This window comes from Micromonospora sp. NPDC049204 (assembly GCF_040647935.1).
GTDB lineage: Bacteria > Actinomycetota > Actinomycetes > Mycobacteriales > Micromonosporaceae > Micromonospora.
Genome location: NZ_JBEZDC010000007.1, coordinates 1 through 12,379, shown reverse-complemented (window position 1 = coordinate 12,379; position 12,379 = coordinate 1). Strand labels below are relative to the sequence as shown.

Genomic DNA, 12,379 nt, shown 5'->3' with positions numbered 1-12,379 from the left:
TCCGACCGGTCAGCCCGCCAGGTGCGACCAGTCCCCCTCGAGGTCCTGCCAGCTGCCCTGGGCGGCCACCGTGCCACCGATCAGCACCACCACGTGGTCGGCGCGGACCAGCGCGGCGCGCTTCGCGGTCGAGCCGACCACTGTCACCCCGTGTCCGCGCAACGCCTGCCACAACGCCAACTCGGTGGTGACGTCCAGCGCCGACGACACGTCGTCGGCGACCAACAGTTCGGTACGCGGTGCCAGTGCCCGGGCCAGCGCCAACCGCTGCAACTGCCCGCCGGAGAGCCGGGTGCCCTTGTGCCCGATGAGCAGACCCAGCCCACCGCCGGCGGCGGCCAGGTCGTGGTCGAGCTGGGCGGTGCTGACCGCGCCGGCCGCGTCCACCTGGTGCCCGAGCGCGATGTTGTCGGCGACCGTGCCGGACAGCACCCGGGGCAACTGGCCGACGTAGCCGACCTGGTTGGGGCGCAGGAACAGTTCCGGCTCGGTGACCGGATCACCGTTCCAGGCCAGCTCCCCGGTGTGGTGCACGATCCCGGCCAGCCCTCGCAGCAGCGAGGACTTGCCCGACCCCACCGGCCCGACGACAAGCACCAACTGCCCCCGCCGCACGGTCAGGTCCACGTCGCGGACGGCCACCGTGCCGTCGGAGTGCACCACCCCGAAACCGCGCAACTCCAACCGTCGCAGCGGATGTCGCGGCGCGGGTGTCGGCGCGGGCGCCGTCCCGGCCGCCAGGTCGACCGCGGCAACCCCAGCGGAGTACGTGCTCACCCCGGTCATCGCCACCGTGCGCCTCGTCCACACCCGCGCCGACGGTAGCTGGGAGATCAACGAAGCGGTGGTCCAGGCGAACCAGCGTGCCGCGCCCAACGTGGACACGGCCACCAGCACCGCCCCGGCGGAGAGCGAGCCGCTCAGGTAGAGCGCCCACGCGCCGATCGGCAACAGCCCACTGGCCATCGACGGCGTCGAGCGCGCCCACACCTGCACCGAGATCTCCCGCCGCTGCCGGTCGCTGCGCAGCACGTCCAGACCCGCCAGGTGGCGCAGCACCGCCGTGGTCGCGCCGGCGAGCTTCACCGTCCGTGCTGCCGAGAGCGCGGAGACCAGAGCCGTGGCGAAGGCGGCGCGCGCCGTCACCGTCGCCTGGGCGGCACGTTCGAGTTTCGGCCCGAACAGCGTCGCGGCCAGCCCGGAGACCACCATCGTGCCGAGGAAGAACAGCCCCGGTACGACGCTGCCGGTGACCGCCGTCATGGCGACCACCAGGACCAGCGCGACGGCCTGGTCCAGCACGTTGTCGGCGAGCTGGACCACCCGCTCGGTGTCGCCGCCCTGCGCCACGACCTCCGCCGGGGTGTGCGAGCTGACCCGGCGCGGCCCGGTCTGGCCGTGCACCAGGCGCAGGCTGATCCGCAGCATCTGCCGCACCCACCACTGCGGGAACCAGACGTGGGTGTAGAACGGCAGCGGCAGGGTGATCAGCAGCCCGGCCACGATCCCGACCGCCGGCAGGTACGGGTTGCCGGTCCCGTCGACCAGGTCGGCCCAGAGCCAGGGCAGCACCGGGCCGTCCAGCCCCAGCAGGCTGAGCCCGAGGAACAACCCGATCGCGGCCAGCCCGTACCGGGGATCGTTGGTGCAGAGCCGGAAGATCTCCCGCAGTGTCCGGGCCGGCGGCACGGGCGGCAGCGGCGGCGGATCGGCCCGCGTCGGCCCGACCTGCTCGGCCGGCGTGACCTGCTCGATCTGGTCGGCGATCGACCCGGCCTTCGGGACGGCACCGGTCGTCGGCGGTTCGCTCGGCCAGGCATCGGCCGGATCGGGGCCGACCAGCAGGTCGGTGCCCGCGACGGCGCGGCCCATCGGTGCCACCGCGGCGTACGCGGCGGCGTGACTGGTCGCCAGCAGCTCGGCGAAACGCGTCGACGTCTCCAGTGGACCGGCCTCGACCACCGCGCCGTCGGCCAGCACCACCACCTCGTCACAGCGGCGCACGGAGGAGAGCCGATGCGCGATGACGATGCCGATCCGGTCGCGCAGCAGTCGTTCGGTGGCCCGCTGCACCCGCGCCTCGGTCACCGGATCCAGACGCGCGGTGGCCTCGTCGAGGACCACCACATGCGGGTCACGGACCAGGATCCGGGCGAACGCCACCAGCTGCTCCTGGCCCGCGGAGAGCACGTGCCCGCCCTCCCCGAGCCGGGTCGCCAACCCGTCCGGCAACTCGGCGATCCAGCCGGCCAGGCCCAACTCGTCAAGCGCCTTCGCCGCGGCGTCGAGCAGCTCCGGGTCGTAGAGCGCGACGTTCTCCGCGAGAGTGCCCGCCAGGATCTCGGTACGCTGCGGCACCAGCGCCACCCAGCGGCGCAACTGCTCGACGTCGAGGTCGCACAGGTCGGTGCCACCGAGGAAGACAGTGCCCGACGGCACGTCGACCGCCCTGGTGAGCACCTTCGCCAACGTCGACTTGCCCGAACCGGTCCGCCCGATGAGCGCGTACGAGCGTCCGCGCGCGAAGGTGAGGCTGAGCCCGCGCAACGCGGCACCCCGGCCACCCTCGGGGCCACTCACCTCGTACTCGAAGGTCAGGTCGCGGATGCGGAGGTCACCGTCGGTCGGGCTGGCGCCGCCGACGGGCTCCTGCCGGGCCCTGTGCAGCAGCCGCACCCGCGCCCATGCGCCCAGAGCCTCCTGGATCTCCGGCACCATTCGGCTGACGTGTTCCGCGGTGGCCCCGAAGGCCAGGGCGAGCAGCCAGATGGCGGTGAGCCGGGCGGCGTCGATCCGGCCGGTGGCCAACGCCCAGGCCCCTCCGAGTACCACCGCGCCGATGCCGCCGCGGATCGTCGCGGTGGCGGCCGCGGCCACCCGGGCGGACAACACCCAGACCAGGCTGCCCCGGGACAACACGGCGGCGGCCCGCCGGGCGTAGAGCCGCAGCACGTACGGCCGGGCCAGGCTGGTACGTACGTCGTCCTGGCCGTGCACCGCCTCCTCCATCACGGCGGCCAGGTCGGACCACGCCTCCTCCTCGCGCATCCGGGCCGGGGCGATCCGCGCCGTGGGCCGCCGCAGGCCGGCGGCGAGCAGCACCGTGAGCAGCAGCATCGCGACTCCGGCCGGCCACCACACGGCCAACGCCACGACCATCGACAACAGGCCGACGCAGAGGCCCTGGGCGAGCCGGGTGCCCTGGTTACGGATCGCCGAGGCCACCTGGTAGACGTCCCCGTCGATCCGGTCGAGCAGCTCACCCACCGGGGTGGTCTCCAGGGTGGGCAGGTCCTGCCCGAGAGCGACCCGGCAGAGCCGGCGGCGTACGTCGGCGGACCAGTCCGCCGTCACGCCGGCCATCAGCAGGCTCACCGCGAGGTCGCTGAGCACCACCGCGACCAGCGCCGCGGCCAGCACGGCGAAGAAACCGGACGACCGGTGCACCAGGACCGCACCGGCCAACGCCGAGGCGCCCGCCTGGCCGGCGGCGCCGAGCACGATCAGGACGGCCACGACCGTCATCCGACGTGCCGAGGTGCCCCACAGATCACGGAGCAGGCGCATGGAAGTCCTCCGGACGTGGGGTGGCGGAGACTTCAGCCTGGCGGCGACGACGCCCAGATTCAACCGAATTTCCGGCCCCGAACAGGGCATCAGCTTCCGCCGATCCCATGATCGACTCGGCTTCCGTGACGTCGCGGGGTCAGCCCGTCCCGGACACCCCGATATCCGTGACGTCGAGTGGATCATGCCGTTTGGTGACCGTTGGGTGCCGGAGCGCGCGGCACCCAGCGCCGCGCATGCCCGGCGTGGCGGTCGGCGCGAGGTTTGTCCGATTCAAGGGGTCGCTGGGTGGTGACCGGCCGCACCCGTGGGGCGGAATCATGGCCGGGGCGGCGTCGTTACATACCCTGACGATCGCAGGACCACCGCCCCGCCGCCCCCGCCCCCCGGGGGTGGGAATGCGGGACCCGGCCGGGTCGTTACAGCCCCCACGAACGACCGCGGGCACCGCCTTCACGTGGGTGCCGATGGATGGGCCGCCCCCCGGAATGACCCCGGCCCGCCGGTCGTTACACCTGAACCCCGGCGCCCCGAGTCCCCCGCTCGGCAGGTCGCCGACTCCGACGCCCGACAGGGTGTCACCCCTCAGACTTCCCCCTTGTGAACGTGCAGCGCCGGACGAGGTGCTCACACCCTGCCGCCGTTCCCCCCTTTTGGCGGTCGGGGTGTTTCCTACCCCCGAAGGAGCTACCCCCATGAACACGATCATGCGTAAGAGCGTCCTGTCCGTTGCTGGTCTCGCGTTCGCCGGTGGTGTGTTCGCCGGCCCGATCGCCGCCCACGCCGCCACCCCGGTCGAGGGCAAGCCCGTCGCGGCCGCCGTGCAGACCACCGCGCCGAAGCCGCAGGGCGAGCAGTCGCACATCGACCTCAACGACGAGAAGACCGCCAACGTCAAGGCGATCATCGCCGCCACGAAGAAGGCCGGCCTCCCGGAGCGGGCTGCGGTGATCTCGATCGCGACGAGCCTGCAGGAGTCGAAGCTGGACAACCTCGGCCACCTGGGCGACATGAACGACCACGACTCGCTGGGCCTGTTCCAACAGCGCCCGTCCAGCGGTTGGGGCACGCCGGAGCAGATCACCGACCCGGCCTACTCCACCACCGCGTTCCTCAAGGGCCTCAAGCAGGTCGACGGCTGGCAGGACATGCCCCTGACCGAGGCCGCACAGACCGTCCAGGTCTCCGCCTACCCCGACGCCTACGCCCAGTGGGAGCAGCAGGCCACCGACCTCGTCGCCCAGTACTGGAACAGCTGACACCAGCACCACCCGCACGACACCGACCGCTGGCCGGCGCCCCGCAACTCGGGGTGCCGGCCAGCGGCGTATCCGCCGCCTGGTCGGCGCGAGCGAATGGGATACGCGCCGTCGGGCGTGCCGCAGAGGTGATGACCCGGCCGTGGCCGGCGGCTTTTCGGAGATCTTGGACAGTTTCCGTTCACGCGGAAACGGAAACTGTCCAAGATCTACCGGCGACGCGGCACGCGGCCGGCCCGGCACGGCACGCCGGCGCGGCCCGGCACGCGGCACGCCGGCGCGGCCCGGCACGCGGCACGCCGGCGCGGCCCGGCACGCGGCACGCCGGCACGACGGCTCGGCACGCCGACCCGGCCCGGCGCGCGGCGCGCAACCCGACGGCACGCAGCAGGGGTCAGAAGAGGACGGTGGCGAGGGTGCCGATCGGCTGGAAGCCGCAGCGCTCGTAGACCCGGCGGGCCGGGAGGTTGAAGTCGTTGACGTACAGGCTGACGGTGGGGGCGACCCGCAGCAGCGCGTCGCGGACCACGGCTGCCATGGCGGCCGTCGCGATCCCCCGGCCCCGCCACTCCGGTGCCACCCAGACGCCCTGGACCTGCGCCGTCCGCTTGGTGACGACGGCCAGCTCGGCCTTGAACACGACCTTGCCGTCGACGAAGCGGGCGTACGCCCGACCGGCCCGGACCAGGTCGTTGACCCGTCGACGGTAGCTGCGCCCGGCGTCCTCGGCCAGCGGGGAGACGCCGACCTCCTCGGTGTACATGGCCACCGCGGCCGGGAAGAGCCGATCGACCTCGCCGGAGCGGACCTGGCGTACCTCCGGGTCGGCCGGTACCTGTGGCAGGGTGTCGGTGGCCAGCAGTGGCTGGTTGGGGCGGACGTCCCGCGCCGGCCCCCAGGTGTCCGAGAGCCGGTCCCAGAGCCCGAGCACCGCATCGGCTCGGCCGACGATGGAGGAGCAGAGCCGCTCCTCGCCGGCGAGCAGGTCGGCGAAGGCGGCCACCGCGGCGTCGGTCGCCAGCACCGGTGTGAGGTTGCCACCGAGCCAGCACAGCGATTCGAGGTTGCGGCGCGCGCCGTACCCCAGGATTCTGCCCTCGGCCCGCCACCAGGAGAGCCCGCGCGCGGCTATCCGCTCGGCGACCTGCGCGCCCGCGAACGGGTCATGGTCGAGTAGACGCTCGACCGCGCGGCGCTCCGATTCCCCCAGTTGGCGTACCGGCACCGTCAGCACGCCTACCAGCCTGCCAGATCGACCCCCCGCTCCGCCGGTCGAGTGGCAAGGCCGGCAGCGGCTCGGCCGGCCCGCTGGTCGGACGGGTCCGCCCGGCCCACCGTACGACCGGGAGCACAGTGCCCAGACCAGGATAAAAGGGCGTCGGAGTACCACAGCTCCCCGGTCGGTGGGTGAGTGAGCACCCCCGCGGCGAGCAGCCACCGCGTCAATCGCCCGGGGACTTGTCGGCGATGCATTGCCGATATATCGTTGATGCATCAGCGATAGTCCTACGGAAGGAAGAACCCGATGCGGTTCCACCGACAGCACCACCCGTTGCACGAGGCCCGGATGCGGGGATTCGGCTTCCCGCCGGTCCCGCCCGGTCCGCACGGTCATGGCCACGAGCACGGACACGGCGGCCCCTGGGGCGGTCGAGGCCGTGGCCGGGGTCGGGGCCGACGCCCCAACGTCCGAGCCGCCGTGCTGGCTCTGCTCACCGAGCGGCCGATGCACGGCTACGAGATGATCCAGGAGATCGACTCCCGCACCGGCGGTGCGTGGCGGCCGAGTCCGGGCTCGATCTACCCCACTCTCCAACTGCTGGAGGACGAGGGTGTGATCGTCGCCAGCACGGAGGAGTCCGGCGGCGGGCGGAAGCGGTTCACGGTCACCGAGGCCGGCCAGGCCGAGGCCACCGAGGCGGCGCAGACCCCGGCGTGGGCGGACGTCGCCCAGGGCACCGTGACCAGTTGGCACGACATCCGCGACTCCGGTGCGCAGGCGATGAACGCCCTGCGTCAGGTGATGATGAACGGCACCGACGACCAGCGTGAGCGGGCCGCCCAGGTGCTCGACGAGACCCGGCGCAAGCTGTACGCGATCCTCGCCGAATCCGAGTGACGAGCGAGGCCTGTGCAGACGAAAGCGGCCGTTCCCCGCACGGGGAACGGCCGCTTTTCCGAGTGAACGATCAGTGCACGGTCACGGTCGGGCCGGTCACCAGCCCGCGCAGTTCCTCGGGAAGCTCGGCGCCCATCTCGTCGGCGATCCGCAGCGCCTCCTCGATCAGCGTCTCCACGATCTGCGCCTCGGGGACCGTCTTGACGACCTTGCCCTTGACGAAGATCTGACCCTTGCCGTTGCCGGAGGCGACGCCCAGGTCGGCCTCGCGGGCCTCACCGGGACCGTTGACGACGCAGCCCATCACGGCGACCCGCAGCGGCACCGGCAGCCCTTCCAGGCCGGCGGTGACCTCCTCGGCGAGCTTGTAGACGTCCACCTGGGCGCGACCGCAGGACGGGCACGAGACGATCTCCAGGCCCCGCTCACGCAGGCCCAGCGACTCCAGGATCTGGTTGCCGACCTTGATCTCCTCGACCGGCGGGGCGGACAGCGACACCCGGATGGTGTCGCCGATCCCCTCGGCGAGCAGGGCACCGAAGGCGACCGCCGACTTGATGGTGCCCTGGAAGGACGGGCCAGCCTCGGTGACGCCCAGGTGCAGCGGGTAGTCGCACTGCTCGGCGAGCTGCCGGTACGCGCGGATCATCACGACCGGGTCGTTGTGCTTGACGGAGATCTTGATGTCGCGGAAGCCGTGCTCCTCGAACAGCGAGCACTCCCACAGCGCCGACTCGACGAGCGCCTCGGCGGTGGCCTTGCCGTACTTGCTCAGCAGTCGCTTGTCCAGCGACCCGGCGTTGACGCCGATCCGGATCGGCACGCCGGCCGCGCCCGCCGCGCGAGCGATCTCCTTGACCTTGTCGTCGAACTGCCGGATGTTGCCCGGGTTGACCCGGACGGCCGCGCAGCCGGCGTCGATCGCGGCGAAGACGTACTTGGGCTGGAAGTGGATGTCGGCGATCACCGGGATCTGGGACTTCTTGGCGATCGCGGGCAGTGCCTCGACGTCGTCCTGCGAGGGCACGGCCACCCGGACGATCTGGCAACCGGACGCGGTCAGCTCGGCGATCTGCTGAAGCGTGGCGTTGATGTCGGAGGTGAGGGTCGTGGTCATCGACTGCACCGACACCGGCGCGCCGCCACCGACCGGCACCGAACCGACCATGATCTGGCGGCTGGCCCGGCGGGGAGCGAGTGGCGGGGGCGGCACGGCGGGCATACCGAGACTGATAGCTGTCACTTCAGGCACTCACCTTGAGAAGAGCGTGATGGGGTTGACGACGTCCGCGGCGATGGTCAGCAGCGTGAACGCGCCACCGATCAGGATCACCACGTACGTGAAGGGCATCAGTTTGAGGTAGTCCACCCGGCCGGGGTCGGTCCGGCCGATCCGCGCGTAGACCCAGGAGCGGGCCCGTTCGAACCAGGCGATGGCGATGTGGCCGCCGTCCACCGGGAGCAGCGGCAGCAGGTTGAACACGCCGATGAAGAAGTTCAGCGACACGAAGAGCATGAAGAAGACCAGCCAGGCGTTGTTCTCCACCGCCTCGCCGCCGAGCCGGCTGGCGCCGACCACGCTGATCGGGGTGTCGACGTCGCGTTCGCCGCCGGTGAGCGCGGTCCACAGGGCGGGGACCTTCTGGGGGAGGCGTTGCAGCGCCTGTACGGTGCCGACGGCCAGGTCACCGGTGAAGTCGGCGGTCGCGCCGAAGGCTCCGACCGGCCCGTACGTCACCCGGGTCGGGGTGCTGGGGACGAGCCCGACGCCGAGCGCGGCCACCGGTACGGTGGCACCGGTCGGGTCGTCCAGCGGCGGACGCTGGGTCTGCGCGAGCACCGTGCTGGTGCTGCCCGGCTGCCCGTCACGCACGTACTGGATCTGCGCGGTCTCTCCTGGCTTGAGCGCGCGCAGGGTGGTGAGCAGGTCGCCGTAGTTGCCGATCGCGGTGCCGTTGATCGAGGTGATCCGGTCACCGTTGCGCAGCTGGCCCTGGGCCGCCGGGCTGGCCGCGTCGGTGGAGGTGCACGCCCGCACCGCGTTCTCCGGCACCACGCACTGGCTGAGCTGGATCACGGCGGGCTCCTTGCGGGCCTCCGTGTCGGTGGTGGGAAAGTCCGGGTTGGGCAGGCCGGCGGAGACGGCGAGGATCCAGATGGTGACCAGGGCGAGCGCGAAGTGCGTGATCGACCCGGCGGCCATCACGATCGTGCGCTTCCACACCGGGTAGCGCCACATCACCCGCGACTCGTCGCCCGGCTCGACGTCGTCGTCCTGCGGCGTCATCCCGACGATCTTGCAGAAGCCGCCGAGCGGGATGCCCTTGAGGCCGTACTCCGTCTCACCCCGCCGGAACGACCAGATGGTGGGGCCGAATCCGACGAAGTACTTGGTGACCTTCATCCCGAACATCTTGGCGGTCAGCAGGTGCCCCGCCTCGTGCAGACTCACCGAGACGAGGATGGCCAGGGCGAAGAGGACCACCCCGAGCAGGTACGACATCAAGCTCCTTCCACCGAACCCGCGATGATCTCCTGCGCGTGCGCGCGTGCCCACGATTCAGCCGCGAGCACGTCCTCGACGGTACCTGGTTCGTCGAAGTCCGGAGCGTCCTCCAACACGCGTTCCAGGGTGTCGACGATGCCGAGGAACGGCAGTCGGCCCGCCACGAACGCCGCCACGCACTCCTCGTTCGCCGCGTTGTAGATCGCCGGGCGGCAGCGCCCGGCCTCCCCCGCGGCCTTGGCCAGCGCGACGGCCGGGAACGCCTCGTCGTCGAGCGGCGCGAACTCCCAGGCGTGCGCCGCCGTCCAGTCGACCGCCGTGGCCGCCTCGGGCACCCGGTCCGGCCAGCCGATGCCGAGCGCGATGGGCAGCCGCATGTCCGGTGGGCTGGCCTGGGCGATCGTCGACCCGTCGACGAACTCGACCATCGAGTGGATCACCGACTGCGGGTGCACCATGACGGTGATGTCGGCGTACGGCACGTCGAACAGCTCGTGTGCCTCGATCACCTCGAGCGCCTTGTTGACCATGGTCGCCGAGTTGATCGTGACGACCGGCCCCATGTTCCACGTCGGGTGTGCGAGCGCCTGCTCCGGTGTGACCTGCGTCAACTCGTCGCGTCGCCGACCCCGGAACGGGCCGCCGCTGGCCGTGACGATCAACCGGCGCACCTCGCCGCGCGTCCCGCTGCGCAGGCACTGGGCCAGCGCCGAGTGCTCCGAGTCGACCGGCACGATCTGCCCCGGCCGCGTCACCGCGCGCTTGACCAGGGGGCCGCCGGCCACGAGCGACTCCTTGTTGGCCAACGCGAGGGTACGACCACCACGCAGCGCGGCCAGCGTAGGAGCGAGGCCCAGCGAGCCGACCACCCCGTTGAGCACGATGTCGCAGGGCCACTGGGCCAGCTCGGTCATGGCGTCCGGGCCGGCCACGATCTTGGGAAGCTTGAAGTCTCCGGTGGCCCAGCCACGCCGGCTCGCCTCCGCGTAGAACGCGAGTTGCAGGTCCTGCGCGGCGGAGGCCTTGGCCACCCCGACCGCCTCGACGCCCAACTCGAGGGCCTGCGCGGCGAGCAGCTCGACGTTGCCGCCGCCGGCACCCACCGCGACCACCCGGAACCGGTCCGGGTTACGCCGGACGATGTCGATGGCCTGGGTGCCGATCGAACCGGTGGACCCGAGCAGGACGAGGTCGCGGGGGGAAGTCACGCGGCCATTCTCCCCCACCGTCACTGAACGCCCGCTGGGAGCCTCAGCCCCGTGCCCACCGCTTCCGCCCCGCCGCCCGCGCCGCGCGCCGATGATCGACTCGCCTTCAAGGAAGTCGCGCTATCCCCGGCACCCGGACACCCCGACTTCAACGAAGCCGTGTCGATCAAGCGTTGTCGTCGGCCGAGTCGGTGGGCGTCGCGTCCGGTGCTTCCTCGTCGAGCAGTTCGGCCGGGTCGATGGCGAACTCGAACGGCTCGCGCATGGCGAACGTGCTGCCTGCCGCGGCGGCGGCCAGCGGCCGGTACTCCGCGTCGACCAGCTCGAACAGGGCGATGGTCGGCACCCGGTTGCGCAGGTCCACCCGGAGGAAGAACGGCACTCCGACGGCTGCGTACTCTCGAGGCCGGTCGATCACGTCCTTGCGTCGGTTACCTGGGGAAACGATCTCCCCCAGCAGCACCGCCTCGGCGATGGGAACCGTCGTGCGGCCACCGCCCGAGTTACGCAGCACAGCGATGTCCGGGATAAAAAGATCATCCCCGGAGATCACGTTGATCTCCGGGTAGACCCAGAATCCGGCCTTCCGCGCAGCACGGTGCAGCACGTACGGCAACTCCCGCTCGACCGACTGATGATCGATTCCCGCGTGTGGTGTCACGATCACGCTTCCGCTCAGGACCTCAACCTTGGGGCCGTTGGTCTCCGGCAACAGGTCGAGGGCGAGCTGCGCGGTCCAGGGTTCGTCGTGCCACCGCAGCACGTCGAACGACGGCTCGGTGTGCTGCGGCGCCGGCTCCGGCGCGAACGCGGCCTGGGCCATCCGGGCTCACCCCCTCAGCGGACCATCCTGCTCAGGTCAGCCTAGCCACCGCAGCCCCAGATGCGCGTCATCGCACACCCAGTCCGCCCACGGACCACGGTGTCGCGCAGATCTTGGACACTTTCCGTCAAGGCGAAACGGAAAGTGTCCAAGATCTGCGGGCAGCAGCGAGCGGCGGCCGGTGCGATCCCCCGGGCGTCCACCCGGCACCCCCTCCGCAGAAATCGCGGGGCGGCCAACCCGGACCCGGACCCGGACCCGGACCGCGACAGATCTTGGAGGGAAATCGCCCCTCCCGGGGCCGGATTCTTCCAAGATCTCTGGTGAACGAGTTCGCCGAGCGGCTCAGCGGCGGTTGGCCAACTGCTGTGCGCGGGTTGACCGACGGGCAGATCCAGACGTTGATCGCTGGAGGAACGGTGATCCTGCCATGAGCTTCGCAACCCGACCACGCTGGATCATCCACCTGCCGACCACGTTGACCAGCCTCGACGAGGTTGCCGCGCTGGCCGTGGCGTTGTGCGACTCGCTCGGCCACCTTGCCGTCGTCGACTTCGGCGAGATGACGCTCAGCGAGGAGGATGGGCATCGTGAGTCTGCTGCGCATCGCCTTCGGCACCGCGGGAGACGGCGTCACCCTGACCTTCCCCCGAGTGGACAAGAAGAACGCCGAGGCCCTCGCGGCGGCCCTGGTGCCCGTGCCGACCGCCTGACCGGGGCCGGCGCGCTTCGGCCTGGCCGCCGAGACGCACCGCGATGATCGACTCGGGATTACAGAAGTGGGGGGGGGGGGGGGGGGCGGGGCCCCCCCCCAGAATGAAAAAGAGGGGGTTGGGGGGGGTTGGGGGAAGGGGGGACCCGCGGGGATTAGGGTTTTGCGGGGGGCGGGGGTGGGTT

9 protein-coding genes are annotated in these 12,379 nt (G+C 71.5%); 3 read left to right on the top strand and 6 right to left on the bottom strand.

The features are described 5' to 3' along the window. Positions 1-9: 9 nt before the first annotated feature. Positions 10-3,567: an ABC transporter ATP-binding protein gene (locus AB0A90_RS15320; protein WP_357247221.1), complete on the bottom strand. Its 3,558-nt coding sequence runs from the start codon at positions 3,565-3,567 to the stop codon at positions 10-12. A gap of 695 nt (positions 3,568-4,262) precedes the next feature. Between AB0A90_RS15320 and AB0A90_RS15315 the strand changes: the two genes are divergently transcribed. Continuing rightward, positions 4,263-4,826: a hypothetical protein gene (locus AB0A90_RS15315; RefSeq protein WP_357247218.1), complete on the top strand. Its 564-nt coding sequence runs from the start codon at positions 4,263-4,265 to the stop codon at positions 4,824-4,826. Positions 4,827-5,220: 394 nt separating this feature from the next. Here the strand turns inward: AB0A90_RS15315 and AB0A90_RS15310 are convergent, their stop codons facing one another. Then, positions 5,221-6,060: a GNAT family N-acetyltransferase gene (locus AB0A90_RS15310; protein ID WP_357247215.1), complete on the bottom strand. Its 840-nt coding sequence runs from the start codon at positions 6,058-6,060 to the stop codon at positions 5,221-5,223. A 291-nt stretch (positions 6,061-6,351) separates the two neighbouring features. Here AB0A90_RS15310 and AB0A90_RS15305 point away from each other — a divergent pair, with 291 nt between their 5' ends. After that, complete coding sequence (locus AB0A90_RS15305) at positions 6,352-6,945, top strand: PadR family transcriptional regulator (RefSeq protein WP_357247212.1); 594 nt, start codon at positions 6,352-6,354, stop codon at positions 6,943-6,945. A gap of 70 nt (positions 6,946-7,015) precedes the next feature. On the opposite strand, the gene ispG is transcribed toward AB0A90_RS15305, so the two are convergent. The 4 genes from ispG to AB0A90_RS15285 form a co-directional block, all read right to left on the bottom strand. Further along, the gene (ispG, locus tag AB0A90_RS15300) at positions 7,016-8,188 is read right to left on the bottom strand and encodes a flavodoxin-dependent (E)-4-hydroxy-3-methylbut-2-enyl-diphosphate synthase (RefSeq protein WP_357247209.1); all 1,173 of its coding nucleotides are present in this window, start codon (positions 8,186-8,188) and stop codon (positions 7,016-7,018) included. A 9-nt stretch (positions 8,189-8,197) separates the two neighbouring features. Next, positions 8,198-9,448 carry a site-2 protease family protein gene (locus tag AB0A90_RS15295; RefSeq protein ID WP_357247207.1) on the bottom strand — a complete coding sequence of 417 codons (1,251 nt, stop codon included), beginning with the start codon at positions 9,446-9,448 and terminating at the stop codon, positions 8,198-8,200. Next, positions 9,448-10,659: a 1-deoxy-D-xylulose-5-phosphate reductoisomerase gene (gene dxr / locus AB0A90_RS15290; RefSeq protein WP_357247204.1), complete on the bottom strand. Its 1,212-nt coding sequence runs from the start codon at positions 10,657-10,659 to the stop codon at positions 9,448-9,450. Before dxr ends, AB0A90_RS15295 begins: the two co-directional genes overlap by 1 nt. 166 nt (positions 10,660-10,825) lie before the next feature. Further along, on the bottom strand, positions 10,826-11,482 hold the full coding sequence (locus tag AB0A90_RS15285; protein WP_357247201.1) for a Uma2 family endonuclease: 657 nt from the start codon (positions 11,480-11,482) through the stop codon (positions 10,826-10,828). Between the two features lie 590 nt (positions 11,483-12,072). Here AB0A90_RS15285 and AB0A90_RS15280 point away from each other — a divergent pair. After that, positions 12,073-12,195: a hypothetical protein gene (locus tag AB0A90_RS15280; RefSeq protein ID WP_357248083.1), complete on the top strand. Its 123-nt coding sequence runs from the start codon at positions 12,073-12,075 to the stop codon at positions 12,193-12,195. Positions 12,196-12,379 lie beyond the last annotated feature (184 nt).

Excerpts from the sequence above, each read along its gene's own strand:
- AB0A90_RS15295 (WP_357247207.1), bottom strand. The coding sequence starts at position 9,448 with ATGTCGTACCTGCTCGGGGTGGTCCTCTTCGCCCTGGCCATCCTCGTC.
- AB0A90_RS15305 (WP_357247212.1), top strand. The coding sequence starts at position 6,352 with ATGCGGTTCCACCGACAGCACCACCCGTTGCACGAGGCCCGGATGCGG.
- AB0A90_RS15315 (WP_357247218.1), top strand. The coding sequence starts at position 4,263 with ATGAACACGATCATGCGTAAGAGCGTCCTGTCCGTTGCTGGTCTCGCG.
- AB0A90_RS15320 (WP_357247221.1), bottom strand. The coding sequence starts at position 3,567 with ATGCGCCTGCTCCGTGATCTGTGGGGCACCTCGGCACGTCGGATGACG.
- AB0A90_RS15285 (WP_357247201.1), bottom strand. The coding sequence starts at position 11,482 with ATGGCCCAGGCCGCGTTCGCGCCGGAGCCGGCGCCGCAGCACACCGAG.